The sequence below is a fragment of the Janthinobacterium sp. Ant5-2-1 genome, from assembly GCF_001445815.1.
Lineage (GTDB): Bacteria > Pseudomonadota > Gammaproteobacteria > Burkholderiales > Burkholderiaceae_D > Janthinobacterium > Janthinobacterium lividum_E.
Window position 1 is genome coordinate 1 of record NZ_LNCE01000057.1, and the last position, 16,350, is coordinate 16,350.

General features: G+C 61.1%; 12 protein-coding genes. 5 read left to right on the forward strand and 7 right to left on the reverse strand.

The genetic code is table 11. The features are described from left to right. Window positions 1-47: 47 nt before the first annotated feature. Window positions 48-2,897 carry an excinuclease ABC subunit UvrA gene (gene uvrA, locus ASN89_RS18775; RefSeq protein ID WP_058050328.1) on the reverse strand — a complete coding sequence of 950 codons (2,850 nt, stop codon included), beginning with the start codon at window positions 2,895-2,897 and terminating at the stop codon, window positions 48-50. Window positions 2,898-3,278: 381 nt separating this feature from the next. Here uvrA and ssb point away from each other — a divergent pair, with 381 nt between their 5' ends. Then, window positions 3,279-3,791 carry a single-stranded DNA-binding protein gene (gene ssb / locus ASN89_RS18780; RefSeq protein WP_058050329.1) on the forward strand — a complete coding sequence of 171 codons (513 nt, stop codon included), beginning with the start codon at window positions 3,279-3,281 and terminating at the stop codon, window positions 3,789-3,791. 192 nt (window positions 3,792-3,983) lie between these two features. Continuing rightward, window positions 3,984-4,466, forward strand: coding sequence for a DUF1203 domain-containing protein (locus ASN89_RS18785; protein ID WP_058050386.1), 483 nt, complete (start codon window positions 3,984-3,986; stop codon window positions 4,464-4,466). Here ASN89_RS18785 and ASN89_RS18790 read toward each other — a convergent pair. Next, window positions 4,463-4,879, reverse strand: coding sequence for a hypothetical protein (locus tag ASN89_RS18790; protein WP_046683232.1), 417 nt, complete (start codon window positions 4,877-4,879; stop codon window positions 4,463-4,465). The genes ASN89_RS18785 and ASN89_RS18790 overlap by 4 nt on opposite strands. Window positions 4,880-5,114: 235 nt before the next feature. On the opposite strand from ASN89_RS18790, the gene ASN89_RS18795 reads away from it, so the two are divergent. Beyond that, complete coding sequence (locus ASN89_RS18795) at window positions 5,115-5,894, forward strand: acetoin reductase (RefSeq protein ID WP_046683233.1); 780 nt, start codon at window positions 5,115-5,117, stop codon at window positions 5,892-5,894. 52 nt (window positions 5,895-5,946) lie between these two features. On the opposite strand, the gene ASN89_RS18800 is transcribed toward ASN89_RS18795, so the two are convergent. Continuing rightward, window positions 5,947-9,528 carry a M1 family aminopeptidase gene (locus ASN89_RS18800; RefSeq protein WP_058050330.1) on the reverse strand — a complete coding sequence of 1,194 codons (3,582 nt, stop codon included), beginning with the start codon at window positions 9,526-9,528 and terminating at the stop codon, window positions 5,947-5,949. A 9-nt stretch (window positions 9,529-9,537) separates the two neighbouring features. Further along, the gene (locus tag ASN89_RS18805; protein ID WP_058050331.1) at window positions 9,538-10,434 is read right to left on the reverse strand and encodes an ABC transporter ATP-binding protein; all 897 of its coding nucleotides are present in this window, start codon (window positions 10,432-10,434) and stop codon (window positions 9,538-9,540) included. 255 nt (window positions 10,435-10,689) lie between these two features. Here ASN89_RS18805 and ASN89_RS18810 point away from each other — a divergent pair, with 255 nt between their 5' ends. After that, window positions 10,690-11,196 carry a GNAT family N-acetyltransferase gene (locus tag ASN89_RS18810; RefSeq protein ID WP_152988617.1) on the forward strand — a complete coding sequence of 169 codons (507 nt, stop codon included), beginning with the start codon at window positions 10,690-10,692 and terminating at the stop codon, window positions 11,194-11,196. A 6-nt stretch (window positions 11,197-11,202) separates the two neighbouring features. Here the strand turns inward: ASN89_RS18810 and ASN89_RS18815 are convergent, their stop codons facing one another. After that, window positions 11,203-12,051: a hypothetical protein gene (locus ASN89_RS18815; RefSeq protein WP_082127643.1), complete on the reverse strand. Its 849-nt coding sequence runs from the start codon at window positions 12,049-12,051 to the stop codon at window positions 11,203-11,205. 228 nt (window positions 12,052-12,279) lie between these two features. Between ASN89_RS18815 and ASN89_RS18820 the strand changes: the two genes are divergently transcribed. Further along, a complete protein-coding gene (locus tag ASN89_RS18820; protein WP_058050333.1) occupies window positions 12,280-13,026 on the forward strand; it encodes a metallophosphoesterase family protein in 747 nt (248 codons plus the stop codon). On the opposite strand, the gene ASN89_RS18825 is transcribed toward ASN89_RS18820, so the two are convergent. After that, complete coding sequence (locus ASN89_RS18825) at window positions 13,019-14,362, reverse strand: sigma-54-dependent transcriptional regulator (RefSeq protein ID WP_046683237.1); 1,344 nt, start codon at window positions 14,360-14,362, stop codon at window positions 13,019-13,021. The two genes, ASN89_RS18820 and ASN89_RS18825, sit on opposite strands and share 8 nt — an antisense overlap. Next, window positions 14,355-16,265: a sensor histidine kinase gene (locus tag ASN89_RS18830; protein ID WP_058050334.1), complete on the reverse strand. Its 1,911-nt coding sequence runs from the start codon at window positions 16,263-16,265 to the stop codon at window positions 14,355-14,357. The genes ASN89_RS18825 and ASN89_RS18830 overlap by 8 nt, the downstream gene beginning before the upstream one ends. Window positions 16,266-16,350: the final 85 nt, after the last annotated feature.

The window sequence follows — 16,350 nt, forward strand, 5'->3', positions numbered from 1 at the left end:
CGCGGATTGCATGAGCAATCCGCGCCGTTTTTTATTGCGCTGCGTCCTTATTGCTTCAGCAGCGGCCCCAGGTATTTACCCGTCACACTGGCCGGATTCAGCGCCACGTCTTCCGGCGTGCCCGTGGCGATGATCTGCCCGCCGCCGGCCCCGCCTTCCGGACCCAGGTCGACGATCCAGTCGGCCGTCTTGATGACGTCGAGGTTGTGCTCGATGATCACCAAAGTGTTGCCCTGGTCGCGCAGGCGGTGGATGACTTTCAGCAGCAAGTCGATGTCGTGGAAGTGCAAGCCCGTCGTCGGTTCATCGAGGATGTACAGGGTGCGGCCAGTGTCGCGCTTGGACAGTTCCAGCGACAATTTCACGCGCTGCGCCTCGCCGCCGGACAGGGTGGTGGCGCTCTGGCCCAGCTTGATGTAGCCGAGGCCCACGTCGAGCAGGGTTTGCAGCTTGCGCGCGATCAAGGGGACGGGCTTGAAGAATTCATGCGCCTCTTCCACCGTCATGCCCAGCACTTCTGTGATGTTCTTGCCCTTGTATTGTACTTCCAGGGTTTCGCGGTTGTAGCGCTTGCCGTGGCACACATCGCATGGCACGTAGACGTCAGGCAAGAAATGCATCTCGACCTTGATCACGCCATCGCCCTGGCACGCTTCGCAGCGCCCACCCTTCACGTTGAACGAGAAGCGGCCTGCGCTGTAGCCGCGTTCCTTGGCCGTCGGCACGGTGGAGAACAAATCGCGGATCGGCGTAAACAAGCCCGTGTACGTGGCGGGGTTCGAGCGCGGCGTGCGGCCGATAGGCGCCTGGTCGACGGAAATGACCTTGTCGAAGTGTTCCAGGCCGCTGATCGACTCGTGCGGCGCCGGTTCCGTCTGCGAACCGTACAAATGGCGTGACAGGGCCGGATACAGGGTATCGTTGACGAGCGACGATTTGCCCGAACCGGACACGCCCGTCACGCACGTCATCAAGCCCACCGGTAAACTCAGCGACACTTTTTTCAAGTTATTGCCCGTCGCGCCAGTAATGACCAGTTGCTTTTCCGGATTGCTGGCGTGGCGCTTGGCTGGCACGGCGATTTTCAGCTTGCCGTTCAGGTACTGCGCCGTCAGCGATTTCTTGTTTTTGAGAATATCTTGCAAGGTGCCTTCGGCGATGATCTCGCCGCCGTGCACGCCCGCGCCGATACCCATGTCGACGATGTAGTCGGCCGTGCGGATGGCGTCCTCGTCATGCTCGACCACCAGCACGCTGTTGCCGATGTCGCGCAAGTGTTTCAAGGTTTCGATCAGTCGGTCATTATCGCGCTGGTGCAAGCCGATCGACGGTTCATCGAGCACATACATGACGCCCGTCAAACCGGAGCCGATTTGCGACGCCAGGCGGATACGTTGTGCTTCGCCGCCGGACAGCGTGTCGGCGCTGCGGTCCAGCGACAGGTAGTCGAGGCCCACATTATTGAGGAATTTCAGGCGCGAAATGATTTCCTTGACCACGCGGTCGGCGATCTCTTTCTTGGCGCCCGTCAGTTTCAGCTTTTCAAAGAATTCCAGGGTTTCGCGCAGTGGTTTTTCCGCCACTTCATAGATGGCGCGCTGCTGCTTGCCCGTGCCGACCTTGACGAAGCGCGCTTCCACGCGCAGCCGCGCGCCATCGCATGAGGGACAGCATTTCTCATTGATGAACTTGGCCAGTTCTTCCTTGACGGCCATCGAATCCGTTTCGCGGTAGCGGCGCTGCAGATTGTTGACCACGCCTTCGAACGTGTGTTCCTTGATGACGGTGCGGCCCCGTTCGTTGACATAGGTAAATGGAATCACTTGCTTGCCGGAACCGTACAACACGGCTTGCTGTGAATTCAAGTCCAGCTGCTCGAACGGCATGTCCAGGTCGAACTCGTAATACGCGGCCAGGTTCGACAGCATCTGGAAATAAAACTGGTTGCGGCGGTCCCAGCCCTTGACGGCGCCCGAGGCGAGCGACAGGTTCGGGAACGCGACGATGCGTTTCGGGTCAAAGAACTCAATGTGTCCCAAGCCGTCGCATTCCGGGCAGGCGCCCATCGGGTTGTTGAACGAGAACAGGCGCGGTTCCAGTTCCTGCAGGGAATAGCCACACACATTGCAGGCGAACTTGTTGGAATACACGTGCTCCTGGGCGGTATCCATTTCGTAGGCAATGGCGCGGCCATCGGCCAAACGCAGGGCCGTCTCGAAACTTTCCGCCAGGCGTTGCTTGATCTCCTGGTTCACCTTGACCCGGTCGATGACGACGTCGATCGTGTGTTTTTCCGTTTTCTTCAGTTTCGGGAGGTCATCGACTTCATAGATTTTGGCCGCATGCGTGCCGCTCTGCACGCGAAAGCGCACGAAGCCCTGCGCCTGCATCTGCTCGAACAGGTCCACGTGTTCGCCCTTGCGGTTGGCAACGACGGGCGCCAGTATCATCAGCTTGGTGTCTTCTGGCATGGCCAGCACGGCATCGACCATTTGCGACACGGATTGGGCGGCCAGCGCGTTTTCCGGATGGTCGGGGCAGTACGGTGTGCCCACGCGCGCATACAGCAGGCGCAGATAATCGTGGATTTCCGTCACGGTGCCGACCGTCGAGCGTGGGTTGTGCGACGTTGCCTTCTGTTCGATGGAGATGGCCGGCGATAAGCCTTCGATCAGGTCGACGTCGGGCTTTTCCATCAGTTGCAGGAATTGGCGTGCGTAGGCCGACAGCGACTCGACGTAGCGGCGCTGGCCTTCCGCGTACAAGGTGTCGAAGGCCAGCGAGGATTTGCCGGAGCCGGACAAGCCGGTAATCACGATCAGCTTATTGCGCGGCAAATCGAGATTGATATTCTTGAGGTTATGCGTGCGAGCGCCGCGAATGCGGATCTGTTCCATGTGATTGCCTTGCTTTCAGTGAGTGGTGCGGCCGGCGCATTGTGCCTGGGTGCAGATGAGGAGCCACAACGGGTCAACCTGTAACTATAGCCGGGTTTTGCTCTGCATGCCTGAGGCGTCCATGGGCGGATTGCGCCGCCGGGCGAACGTGCCCTGACAAAGTTTGATGCAGATGCGTACTGACGTTTGAATACTGTATATAATACCAGTATTCAAGTTTCTTGTTTTCACCTGCCGTGAAAAAAACGTGCTGCCGCACGGGAGAGGGCGTCCGCCAGAAAGCGGGTGCTTTGCGCCGCGTGGTCGCTTATAATCCTCGTTTAGTACACTAAACTAACGCGCGGGACACCGGCTCCCGCTGCAGTTCATCAGGAGTTATTCATGGCATCAGTCAACAAAGTCATCATCGTCGGCAATCTGGGCCGTGACCCGGAAATCCGCTACATGCCTAGCGGCGACGCGATCGCCAACATCGCCGTGGCCACTTCGTACAAATCGAAGGACCGCAACACGGGCGAACAAAAAGAATTGACAGAGTGGCACCGTATCTCGTTCTTCGGCCGCCTGGCCGAAATCGTCGGCCAATACCTGAAAAAAGGTTCGTCCGTCTACGTCGAAGGCCGTCTGCAAACCCGTAAGTACACGGACAAGGACGGTGTCGAGAAGTACGCAACCGACATCATCGCGGAACAGATGCAAATGCTGGGCGGCCGTTCCGGCATGGGCGGCGACGCCGGCGGTGGCGATGACAGCTACGGTGGCGGCGGTGGCGGCTACGACGCCCCGGCCCCGCGCCAGGCGCCAGCTCCGCGCCCGGCCCCGGCGCCAGCCCCACGCCCGGCACCGAAGCCAGCACCGAACTTCTCGGATATGGATGACGATATTCCGTTCTAAGCACGTCGTACTGACGCCTGCCGTCAGCCACTGTTGATAGAAGCCTGCTTCATCCGTGAAGCAGGCTTTTTTTATGCGCACGGGCTGTAGTGGGCGATTCGAGGCGCATTGTCGCATTCCATAGCAAGAAGCGGATGGCGGCGTTGTCCGGATGCTGGTCTGATGGTGTTTTTGACGACGCCGGAGAACAGCATGGATTTTCGTATTACGGGGCTGTCGCCCGAACCTTTTCTGCCCTTTTTTTCCTTGTCCGATGCCGAGTTAATGGCGCTGGGCATGCGGCGCCAGGTGGTCGACCAACACCCCGGATTTCCTGACCGTATAACGCTGGTGGACGCAGAGTTGGGCGAGACCGTGCTGTTGTTGAATCATGTGTGCCAGCCCGCCATGACGCCTTACCGGGCTTGCCACGCCATTTTTGTCCGCGAGGGCGCCACGCAAGCGTACGATGCCGTCAACCAGGTGCCGGAATCGATGCGGCGGCGTCTATTGTCGCTGCGGGCCTATGCTGTCGATGGCATGATGCTTGATGCCGACGTGGTGGAAGGCACCGCCGTAGAAGCCGTCATTACACGACTATTCGGCAATGCTGACGTCAGTTATATCCATGTTCATAATGCCAAGCGGGGCTGTTATGCGGGGCGTATCGACCGAGTTGGCAGCTCCCATATTTAATCGCGCAAGCCCATCTCCAGACTGTAGCTTGCCACCGCATTCCTGCGCGCCGCATTGCGCATCAAATACACCTGCACCGTGTACTCGCCATCGGCTGGCAGTTTTGCCTGGTAATTGTTACCGGTGGTCGAGCCGATGAACAGGGCTTCATCCTGGCCTGGCTGGCGGATGTTGAAGTAATTCGACGGTTGATTAGTCTTGAGCTTGACGCTGAGGGTCTGGCCCGCCTTGCCTGCCACCGTGTATTCGGCCGTTGCGTAGCCCTTGATCTTGCCTTTCACGTTGTGCACGGTTTTTTCTGCCGTCAATTCGACGTTTTCCTTGTGGACCGGGGCGGCGCTCCAGGCGGGCATGGTGAAAACGAGGGCCGCCAGCAGCAGGCTGGCGCGAATGGGCAGATGGCGATGCGGCATGGGGACTTCCTCTTGAGCGTGGTGCCAGCGCGCTCGCCGGCGATGCTGGCCATGTTACGCCAGATGCCGTCATTGGCTAGTACGGCAGCGCTCGTACCGTGTGTGCCGATGCGCTTTTTTTTCACATTTCTTGACCTGCGCGTTTTTTCCGGACGCGCACGTTTCAACGCGCGGAAAAAGACGAAATTCAGGTAGGCTGAAGCGTCTCTTCTCACTACTCTGAAAGGAACGCAGCATGGGAATTTCCGGAAAAGTCGCACTCGTCACGGGGGCCGCGCAAGGTATCGGCAAGGCTATCGCCTTGCGCCTGGCCAAGGATGGCGCCGATATCGCGCTGGTGGATCTGAACCAGGAAAAGCTGGACACGGCCGCCGCCGAAGTGCGCGCGCTGGGACGCCGTGCCGTCACTTTCATTGCGGACGTGTCGCAGCTCGCTCAGGTCACCGAAGCGGTGGCGTTTGCCGAGCAGGAGCTGGGCGGTTTCGATATCATTGTCAACAACGCCGGTATCGCACAAGTGCAGCCGCTGCTCGACGTGACGCCGGAAGAGGTCGACCGCATCATGCGCATCAATGTGCAAGGGACGCTCTGGGGCATCCAGGCGGCCGCCAAGACCTTCAAGAAGCGCAAGCAGAAAGGCAAGATCATCAATGCCTGCTCCATCGCCGGGCATGACGGCTTTGCCTTGCTGGGCATGTACTCGGCCACCAAGTTTGCCGTGCGCGCGCTGACGCAGGCGGCGGCCAAGGAACTGGCGGCCGACGGCATCACCGTCAACGCGTATTGCCCTGGCGTCGTCGGCACGGACATGTGGACCGAGATCGACAAGCGCATGGCCGAAGTGACGGGCGCGGAACTGGGTGCGACGTATAAAAAATATGTGGACGGCATCGCGCTGGGACGCGCCGAGACGCCAGACGACGTGGCAGGGCTCGTCTCCTTCCTGGCGGGGCCCGATGCCGATTACATGACGGGCCAGGCGCCGCTGATCGACGGAGGATTGGTATACCGTTGATAGCGTGAAGGGGGCAGACGGGGATTTGGCGTCCCCGTCCGCCCCCAGTCGGCTAGTTAATGCTGACTTCCTTGCGGTTGTCGCGCGGAACCCGGTCGATCATCTTGTTGTAGGGATCGACGCCCACTTCGAACGGTTTGTCCTTCACCGTTATCGTCACCACGGGGTCGCTGCCGGACAGGACGCGCTTATCCGTGAACAGGACTTTTTCATCCTTCTCTTTGCCGCCCGGCGGGCGTGCGAAGATGGCGATTTCCACCGGCTCGTCGTAGGCGCGCGCGCTTTCCTTGCCCTTGCCGTCGGACTCCAGCTTGGCCAGGTGCAGCTGCATGGTGACATCCCACTGGCCATCCTTGCGCTGTACGGCCTTCGCTTGCGTGACGCGGTTGTCGTAGAAGACGATCTTCTCGAACAGGTCCGTGATCAGCGCCTGCTTGTCCTGCGGCGCTTCGGCGCGGATGTAGGCCAGCAGTTCCGACGACGTGGTAAATGGCGCCTGCTGGTAGCCCTTGTCCTGCAGATAGCGTTTCAGGGCGCGGTTCAGCGCTTCCTCACCGATTTCATCGCGCAGGCGGTAGAACACCAGGCTGCCCTTGTTGTAGTGGATGTATTGCTGTCCCTCCACGCGCGCCAGCGGCAGTTCCTCGATGGCTTCGCCGCCGCGTCCGCTCAGGTAGCGGTCCAGTTCATAGCGCAGGAAGCGGCGCATCTTGTCGCGCCCGTATTCCTTTTCCATCACCATCAGGGCCGAGTATTGCGCCAAGGACTCCATCAGCATGGTGGCGCCCTGCACGTTGGCGCCGATCACTTGATGGCCCCACCACTGGTGCGCCATTTCATGCGCCGTGACGTAGAATACGTAGTCGATGTCATCCTTGTCGCGCAGGTCGGCGATGAAGCCGATGCCTTCCGAATACGGGATCGTATTCGCAAACGACTGCGCGAAGCTCTGGTAGCCGGGGAATTCCAGGATGCGCACCTGCTTGTGCTGGTAGGGCGTGAACTCGGTGGTGTAATAGTCGAGCGACTTTTGCACGGAGGTGATCATGCGCTGCGTGTTGTAGCCATGCTTTTTATCGAAATAAACTTCGATCGGCACGCCGCGCCACGCGTCTTTCTTGACTTCCCAGCGCGCCGACAGATAGGCGAAGAACGGCATCATCGGCTGGTCCATCTTGTAGCGGTAATAGCGGCGGCCATCCTTTTCCCAGCTCTTCTGCAGATAGCCGGGCGCCAGGGCGATCTGTTCGTCGCTGGTGGACACCGTCGTGTCGAAATGGATCCAGTCCGCTTCGCCGCCAAAGACCGTATTGCCATAGGCGGAGGTGTCTTCCAGCTTGGCCATGCGCTGCGGCTCGCCCAAGCCCCGCTTGCGGCGCTCATTGCGGTCCGTCAACTCCATTTCCTTGGTATAGCCGAAGTGCGGGAAATACGCCTGGTTGTTGAAGAAGCTGCCGTTCAGGTTGACCTGGTCCGGCGCGCCGCTGTTGGTAAAGCCTTCATGCGTGACGGCCACCGTGAAGTCCAGCGGCAGGGTGGCACCGGGCGCCACGGGGCGGGCCAGCTTGAGGATGCTAAAGCCCAGTTCCTCGTCGTTCAGCGTCACCTTGTGCTCAGGCAAGTTCAACCAGTGCGTGTCCAGGTCCGGATTGAGTTGAATGCGCAGGGTGTCGAGCGGCTGCTGCGTCTTGTTTTGCAGCACGTAGTGGCCCTTGATCAAGACTTTGCGTTGCTCGGGATAGATATCCACATCGGCCTGGATATCGGTGATCTTCAGCTGTGGCAAGTCCTTGTACTGTTTGTACAATTTCTCGTAGCGCGCCTGCTTGTCCATGCTGACATTCGCCGTTTCATACCGGTTCAGCACATTTGTGTTGTAGAAGATCCAGCCGCCCGTGCCGGCCCAGCACAGCAGCACCACGGCCAGCGCGGCACCAGCTTTGCCGCTCAGGCGCTGGCGCGCCAGACGCACGCGCGCACGCCAGTCGGCGGACAGGCCGCGCACCCAGAATGCCTGCGCCAGCATGACGAGGGCCACGGTGAACAGAGTCCAGTACAGCGCGAACCAGGACCAGCCGGCCAGGAAGTGGCCATAGCCATTCATGTCCGAATACTTGATGGCCGGCGTGCCGCCGAAGGCGTACAGATTGTGTTCGAAGTGCAGCATGCCCAGCACCATTTGCGCCACCATCAGCAGGATCACCAGCAGGTAGCCGATGAACTTGTTATTCGACAGCACTTGCAGGGTGAGGGCGCACAAGGCCATCAGCACGAAGAAGAGGGCGCCCAGCAGGGTGCCTTTCAGGTACAGCCCCAGTTCCACGGGCGCGCCGCCCTTGTAGAGCTGGAAACCGATGGCCGCGATGACGCCCACCAGCAGGTAGCCGGCGATGACGCCGACCAGGGCCGTGCATTTGGCCAGCAGTGGAACCCAGCTGGGCACGGGCATGGCATCGCTGACATCGGCGATCCTGACCTGCCGTTCCTTGAAGATCAGTTCGCCCGCATAAAAGGTGACGATGATGATCAGCATGAAGCTGAAGCTGTTGTTGATATTTTGCAGCATCAGGTGCGTCATCGGATACACGGCCGTGCCGTACATGTTCTTGCCGATACTCGCCCCGGCGACCAGGTTGATCACGGCGAACAGCAGCATGACGAGGAAGGGCACGCTCTTGAATACGCCGACGGCGTCGAAGCGCAGGATTTGCCACCATTGGCGCCAGGCTGTCGCGCCCGTAAAGACGGGGACGCTGCGCGGCAGGTGCAGCGGCGTCGCCACGGCCGGCGCGGTGGCCGCGGCCTTGTGCTTGCCGAACAGGCGTTTTCCCGTCCCCGTGCGCTGCGGCTTGAACAGGATCACGGTGGCGGCGAACAGTACTACCGTGATGGCCAGCCACAGCAAGCGGTTGGCCAGCAGGAAGCCGGAAAACGGCGGCAAGCCCGCGTTCGCTTCGGCGGACGTGAAGTAGCGCGTCATGCGGCCGAACGCGCGCATGCCGAACGGGTCGAGCAGGACGGCGATCCATTCGTTGTTGATGTCGCGCGTAAAGGCGCCAGCCATGCCCCACAGCACGAAAAAGCCCAGCACGCCCACGTAGACGAGCAGCATCGAGCGCGTGGTGGCCGCCAGCAGCATCAGCAGGGCGCCGATGAACAGCAGGTTGGGGATCACCATCACGCCGAAGCTCCACGCATACGCATGCAGCGAGAACGCGCCCACACGCTGCGGGTCGACCCAGGGCATGAGGGGGCCGAGCATGATGGCCAGGGCGATGGCGGCAAAGATCACCAGGCAGGCAACGAAGCCGGCGGCGAAGCGGCCGAACAGGTAATCCCACTTGCGCATGGGCGTGGCGAACAGCATGTCGGCCATGCCCACTTCGCTGTCGCGCAGCACGGCGCCCGCGATGAAGATGGTGATGAGCAACATTGACAGCAGACTGAACATCGTCAGCAGCTGCGCCACCACGGTGGGCGCATTGCGGTTGATGTTGCCGATGGCGCCGCCGACCTGGATCGAATCGCTGCTGCTGGCGCCAAACGCCATCAAGGCGAGGATGACGGCAAATATCCACAGCAGCGGCTGTTTCAGCTGATAGCCGAGGTCAAACTTGAAAAATTCCTTCCACATGGCGGCCCCTTACGCTGCAGCTGCGGCGGCGCCGCTGCGGGCGGCGTTGCGCACGTGCAGGAAGTACACGTCTTCCAGGTCCGGCGCGATCTGCGCGAAGCCGCTGTCGGGCTGGCTGTCGGCAAACACATTGATTTGCGGCTTGCCGCCCACCAGGCGCGTCGACAGCACGTGCAAGGTTTGCTGGTACTGCGCCAGCTCGTCCATGCTGACGCTGCGGCGCCAGACCTTGCCCAGCAGCGTATCGATGGCCGCCTGCGGTTCGCCCTGCACCAGTACTTGTCCCTTGACGATCATCGCCATGCGCGGGCACAGGTCAGTCACGTCGTCGACGATGTGCGTCGACAGGATGACGACCACTTGCTCGCCGATCTTCGCCAGCAGGTTCAGGAAGCGGTTGCGCTCGTCCGGGTCCAGGCCGGCCGTCGGTTCATCGACGATCACCAGGCGCGGCGCGCCCAGCAGCGCCTGGGCGATGCCGAAGCGCTGGCGCATGCCCCCCGAATACGTGCCCAGGTTGCGCTTGCGCGCTTCCCACAGATTGGTTTGCTGCAGCAAGGCTTCCACGGCCTCCTTGCGCGGTCCCTTTTCCGTCAAGCCTTTCAAGACGGCAAAGTGGTTGAGCAGGGTTTCCGCGCTGACCTTCGGATACACGCCGAAATCCTGCGGCAGATAGCCGAGCTGGCGGCGCAGGCCGGCCTTGTCCTGCAGTACATCGACGCCATCGAAATGGATGCTGCCGCTATCGGGATCTTGCAATGTAGCAATGGTGCGCATCAGCGAGGACTTGCCCGCGCCATTCGGTCCCAGCAAGCCGAACATTCCGTTGGGAATGTCCAGGCTGACATTGTTGATGGCCTTGACGCCATTGGCATACGTTTTGTTCAGCTGTTTGATCGATAGCATGTGCAGCACTCTCCAGAGCTTGGGTATGAAAGCCGGCAGATGCATGTCTGCCGGTCTGTGGAAGGGGATCGCCCTTGTTTTGCAGCCGCGATGGCGGATGTTACTTAAAAACAATAATATATAGCCAATTGGGAGAAAATTAATATTTTTGCGATCAAGGGTGGAAATACAGGGCTGGAATGCAGGAGGGAGGGATGAGCGACGTGGTGCTACACTCGCCAACTCAACGACGCCATGCGGCGGAAAGGCGGGACCATGCCGGTAGCACAGAACATGACATTGCGCGCCGTTGCGCCCGGTGAAGAAGGGGCGCTGGCGCAGCTGTTCCAGCTGTACTGCTATGACAATGCCGCCTGGAGCGGCGAGGACGTGCTGGCCGACGGCCGCTACGACGTGTGCGATGCCGGGCTGGCCGAGTATGTGCATGCGCCCGGGCATACGGCCGTCTGGATCGAGGTCGATGGGGCGCTGGCGGGCTTTTTCATCACGGAACCCGGCATGGCGGGCAAGCTGCCGGTGCAGGAGTTCAGCGACTTTTTTATTTTGAAGAAGTACCGGCGCCGTGGCGTGGCGCTGGAAGTGGTGCGGCGCGTCCTGCTCGACAGTGCGCAGACGTGGATGGTGGCGACGTTCCGCGCCGATGCGGATGCCTGCGCGTTCTGGCGGCAGGCATTTGCGCGCCTGCCGTTTGCCAGGGTCGAGGCGTACGACGATCCGGACTTGCCGCAGTTCCAGCTGACCTTGCTGAAACCGGCGGCCTGAGCTGGATTAGAAGCGTACTTTTACATACGCCGACGGTCCCGTCAGGCGGATGTTCAGGTCGGCATCGCGTTCGCTGTCGCGGTGCAGCTTGATTTTCGAGATGCCGTAATCGGCCACGAAACCGATATTTTTGAACGGGAACCATTCCACGCCGACATTGCCGCCGTAGATGTGACCATTGATGCGCCCGCCATTTTTCTTGATACCCGATGCTTCCGCATACATGCGCAAGTCTGGCGTAAAGGCGTGGCGCCAGCCCACTTCCAGCAGCGGCGCAAACGCGTGCTCGCCGATGGAATCGCGTGCCGTGGCCGTTTCGCCATTGACGATGCCGGTGGCCGTGCCTTTCAGGTTGGCGTGGTAGTAGGCGGCGCCCAGGCCGATGCCGAAGGTGTCGTTGCCGCTGCCCAGCCACCATTTATAGGCCAGCTTGGCCAGATCCAGCTTCAGGTCGGCATTCGCCGTGGCCGTGCCTGTGACGGGCTGGCCATTGATGATGGTTTCGCCCGTCAAGCTTGGCGTATAGGATTTGTCGTAGCGGTAGTAGTCGAATGCCAGGCCATGGCGGTCGCCGATCAGCAAGTCCGCCTTGATGCGCGGGATGGTGGTATGGCTCTGCTTCGATTCGGGCGCGTCGATGCGGCCAAACTGCGTGTCGGCGCCGATATTGATGCGCGGATCGGCGGAAAACGCGCCCACCGAGATGCTGACACGGTCCAGCGCCGGCGATGGCTCGGCCCGCGCCGTGGCGGCCGCCGTGGCAATACCCAGCACGCCCAACATCATGGCGCCGCGCAAGGCGAGGTGGTGCGGGCGTGGTGGGGACAGGCGGGTGGACACGGACATGGCAGACATGGGGCAACTCCTCAAAATAAAGTGAAAACTGTCGCGACGCTTGGGCGGCCCACGCTGGGCAACAGTGCAATGAGGAAATGGTAGCAATTGTTACTTTTAAATTACGTAGCCGCACGGCGCAAGTGGCCGTCGGACTTGTCCTACCGTGTGTAACAGCCGGTAAACATAAGGACATTGCCTGCCATGCGGAACGCGGGCAGAATGGTGCGCACAAGGAGGAGACCTCGTATGAGAATTGCCGCTATTTCCGATATCCACGGCAACCTGGACGCGCTTGACGCCGTGCTGGCCGACATCGCCCGGCGTGGCGTGGACGTGACCGTCAACCTTGGCGATATCGTCTCGGGCCATCTGCAGCCGCGCGCCACGGCAGCGCGCCTGATGGGGCTGGGCCTGCCCACCATCCGCGGCAACCACGAGCGCCAGCTGCTGGGCGATCCGGCCCGCATGGGCGTGTCCGACGCCTATGCGCGCGCGCAACTGTTGCCGGAACAACTCGCGTGGATAGAGGCGCTACCCGCCACCATGCGCCTGCGGCACGACGTGCTGCTCGTGCATGGCACGCCTACCAGCGACCTCGTGTATTTTCTCGACAGCGTCACGCCGCAAGGCAGCCGCGCCGCCACGCCGCAGGAAGTGGCCGAACGCGCCGGCGAGGCCGACGCGGCCTTGATCCTGTGCGGCCACACGCACATGCCGCGCCAGATGCGCCTGGATGATGGGCGGCTGATCGTCAACCCGGGCAGCGTCGGCTTGCAAGCCTATGACGACGATCACGGCTATCCGCACGTGATGGAAAACGGCATGCCGCATGCGCGCTATGCGATTGCCGAACAGGGCGCCGATGGCGGCTGGACGGCGCAGTTGCACGCCGTGGAATATGACTGGGAAAAGGCGGCCCTTTTGGCGCTGGCCAACGGGCGGCCCGACTGGGTCGTGCCCTTGCGCACGGGCGGGGTTGGCGTGCTTACCTGAACTCTTCCGCCACCAGGTTGTACTTCTGCATCTTGTGATACAAGGTCTGCTTCGGCAAGCCGAGCACCGCGCTCACTTCGCTGACGTTGCCTGCGTATGCGCGCAGTTCCTGCTCGATCAGCGCGCGTTCGAAGCCATTGACCTGTTCCGCCAGCGACAAGGGGCTGGCCTGGCCGCTCGCCAGCAGGCTCGAGGCGCCGCCGGCGATGCCGAGCACGAAGCGGTCGGCGATATTGCGCAGTTCGCGCACGTTGCCGGGCCAGGAATGGGCCATCAGGTTGCGCATCTGCGCGCTGGAGACGACGGGCGCGGCGCGGTTGTAGCGGGCGGCGGCGGCCAGCACGAAGTGTTCGAACAGGATGGGAATATCCTCGCGCCGTTCGCGCAGCGGCGGCAGATGCAGCACGATCAAATTCAGGCGGTAGTACAGGTCGCTGCGGAATTTCTGTTGCTGTGACAAGTCTTCCAGGTCCAGCTTGGCAGCCGCGATGACGCGCACGTCGACGGGCGTGGGCACGTTCGAGCCCAGCCGTTCGATATAGCGTTCCTGCAGCACGCGCAGCAATTTCACTTGCAGCGACAAGGGCAGGCTTTCGATTTCGTCGAGGAAGAAAGTGCCCTGGTCCGCGTGCTCGATCTTGCCAACTTGCCGCTTGGCCGCGCCCGTAAACGCGCCCGGCTCGTGGCCGAAGACTTCGCTTTCAAAAATGCTTTCGGGAATCGCGCCGCAGTTGACGGCGACAAAGTTATGTTTGCGGCGGTGGCTGAAGTCGTGCAGGCAGCGGGCCACCATTTCCTTGCCCGTGCCCGTGTCGCCATAGATCAGTACGTCGGCAGGTTCGTTCGCAACGTCGAGGATCAAACGCCGTATGTCGCGCATCGCCACCGAATTCCCCAATAGACGCGCTTCGATGCCGCCGCCGTCCTCGAGCTGGCGGCGCAGGCTGTGCACTTCCAGGGTCAGGCGCCGGGTTTCCAGCGCGCGCAGGATGACGTCGACCAGCTGGTCGGACGAATACGGTTTTTCGATGAAATCGTAGGCGCCCGTGCGCATGGCGTGTACTGCCATAGTGATGTCGCCATGGCCCGTGACGAGGATCACGGGCAGGTTGGCATCGAGCGTCTTGACCGCTTGCAGCAATTCCAAGCCGCTCATGCCGGGCAGGCGTACGTCGCTCACGACGATGCCGGGGAAATCCGGGGTCAGCAGTTTATAGGCCAGCTCGGCCGAGTGGAAGGCCAGCACGTCCAGGCCGGCCAGCTGTAAAGCCTGCTCGCTGCCTTCGCGTACGGTGGGGTCGTCTTCGACCAGCAAGACCTTCAAGCCGTCAAACATGTTTTTCCTCCTGCGTTGCAATCTGTAGTTCGATGGTGAAGATGGCGCCGCCACCGGGGGCGTTTTCGGCGCGCAGCACGCCGCCGAACTGGCGCGTGATCTGTTCGGAAATGGCCAGTCCCAGGCCCAGTCCCTGGCCTTGCGGTTTGGTCGTGAAGAACGGTTCGAACAGGTGTTCATACACTTCCGTCGACAGGCCCGGCCCCGTGTCGGCCACGTGGATTAGCACGTGCTCGGGCGTACATTCGACGGACACGCGCAGGCTGCGCACGTCGCTGCCATTCATGGCGTCGAGCGCATTGGCGTACAGGTTGACCAGCACCTGTTCCAGACGGTTGCTTTCGCACATGGCGAAGATGTCTTCGGGCGGTAGTTGCAGGGTGAAACGCACATTTTCCACCTGCAGCCGGCGTTCGACAAGGAACAGGGCGTTGCTGATCGCCGTGGGGATCGAGACGGAGGTCAGGCTGGTCGTTGACTTGCGCGCAAAAATCTTCAATTGTCCCGTAATAGTCCCCATCCTGGCCGCAATTTGCGATATTTTCGCCAAGTTGCGCCGTGCATCGTCGAGCCGTCCCCGCTCGAGCAGGATGACGGCATTGTCGGACATGGTGCGCAGCGCCGTCAGCGGCTGGTTCAGTTCATGCGTGATGCTGGCCGACATCTGCCCCAGCACGGCCATCTTGCCAGCTTGAAACAGTTCGTTTTGCGTGATGTGCAGCTTTTGCTCGGCCTTGCTGCGCACGTCGATTTCCTGGCTCAGGCTTTGCGTCATGGCATTGAGTTCCGACGTGCGTTCCTCGACCATGGCTTCCAGGTTGTCGTAGGCATGCTGCAGGTCTTCGCGGGCGCGCAATTTTTGCGCCACGGCCGCGCGGCGCTGGCGCAGGTAAAAGAACAGCAGCATGAAAAAGCCCAGCAGCACGCACGAGAAGGCGGCCGCCGCGCGCGCGCTGGCCTTGGCCTGCGCCAGGTCGGACAAATAAATAAAAGTCCAGCCCTGCGGCGACTTGAGCTTGATCTGCGTCATCACGCTCGAGCTGGTCTTCGGCGGCGTGTCGGCATGTTCCTGCTCGCGCACGCTGATCACGCGCGCGCCATTGCCCAGTTGGCGGTCGGAAACGAAGGGAATGGCGGCCAGCTGCTTCGAATAGTACTGGCGCGTGCGGTTGAGTTCTTCGACGATGGCGGGTGACAGCGGCGCCAGGGTCTTGTACTTCCAGTCCGCCATGGAACTGAGAAAAATCACGCCGTGCTCGTCGGCCAGCATCACCTTGTCGGCGCCCTGCACCCAGCGTTTTTCCAGGTTCTCCAGGTTCACCTTCACCGTTGCCAGGCCCAGCATGTGGCCATTCTGGTAAATGCCATGGGCAAAGAAGTAACCGGGTTCCAGCCGCGTCGTGCCCACGCCATAGAAGCGCCCCGGCGTGCCGCGCAGCGCATCCTGGGCGTAGGGACGGAACGAGATATTATCGCCAATAAAGCTGTCGGGTTGCTGCCAGTTGCTGGCGGCCCGCGTGTTGCCGTCGAGGTTGCTGATGAAAATGGTCGACGATTTCGCCTGGGCATTCATCTGCTCCAGGTAATGGTTGACCGTATCGACCAGCACCGGATCTTCCGGGTGCTGCAGCAAACGGATCACGTCGCGGTTCAGTTCCAGGGTCTTGGGCAGGAAGTCGTATTTCTCCAGCGCATTTTCAAGACTGCTGACATACACCTCCAGGCGCTGCGCGCCGCTCGCCTGCAGCTTGCCGATGGCGATGCGTTCGGTCCAGAAATACACGAGCCAGACGGTGGCCAGGCAGGCGGCCAGCACCACGCCCCAGGCCAGCGTTTCGCGGCCCGACCGTTGCGACAGGCGTTGGCGCCAGGAAAGGGAGGGTTTGGTAGTACTGCTATTCATAAAATCAGCTGCCAACTTGCAAGAACCCACAGTATCGCATTTAAATATTGCGTAAAAAGAAAAAGCCGCCGGATATGCATCCGGC

Bases quoted from the DNA above. Each gene is read 5' to 3' on its own strand.
- uvrA (WP_058050328.1), bottom strand. From the start codon at position 2,897: ATGGAACAGATCCGCATTCGCGGCGCTCGCACGCATAACCTCAAGAAT.
- ssb (WP_058050329.1), top strand. From the start codon at position 3,279: ATGGCATCAGTCAACAAAGTCATCATCGTCGGCAATCTGGGCCGTGAC.
- ASN89_RS18785 (WP_058050386.1), top strand. From the start codon at position 3,984: ATGGATTTTCGTATTACGGGGCTGTCGCCCGAACCTTTTCTGCCCTTT.
- ASN89_RS18790 (WP_046683232.1), bottom strand. From the start codon at position 4,879: ATGCCGCATCGCCATCTGCCCATTCGCGCCAGCCTGCTGCTGGCGGCC.
- ASN89_RS18795 (WP_046683233.1), top strand. From the start codon at position 5,115: ATGGGAATTTCCGGAAAAGTCGCACTCGTCACGGGGGCCGCGCAAGGT.
- ASN89_RS18800 (WP_058050330.1), bottom strand. From the start codon at position 9,528: ATGTGGAAGGAATTTTTCAAGTTTGACCTCGGCTATCAGCTGAAACAG.
- ASN89_RS18805 (WP_058050331.1), bottom strand. From the start codon at position 10,434: ATGCTATCGATCAAACAGCTGAACAAAACGTATGCCAATGGCGTCAAG.
- ASN89_RS18810 (WP_152988617.1), top strand. From the start codon at position 10,690: ATGCCGGTAGCACAGAACATGACATTGCGCGCCGTTGCGCCCGGTGAA.
- ASN89_RS18815 (WP_082127643.1), bottom strand. From the start codon at position 12,051: ATGTCTGCCATGTCCGTGTCCACCCGCCTGTCCCCACCACGCCCGCAC.
- ASN89_RS18820 (WP_058050333.1), top strand. From the start codon at position 12,280: ATGAGAATTGCCGCTATTTCCGATATCCACGGCAACCTGGACGCGCTT.
- ASN89_RS18825 (WP_046683237.1), bottom strand. From the start codon at position 14,362: ATGTTTGACGGCTTGAAGGTCTTGCTGGTCGAAGACGACCCCACCGTA.
- ASN89_RS18830 (WP_058050334.1), bottom strand. From the start codon at position 16,265: ATGAATAGCAGTACTACCAAACCCTCCCTTTCCTGGCGCCAACGCCTG.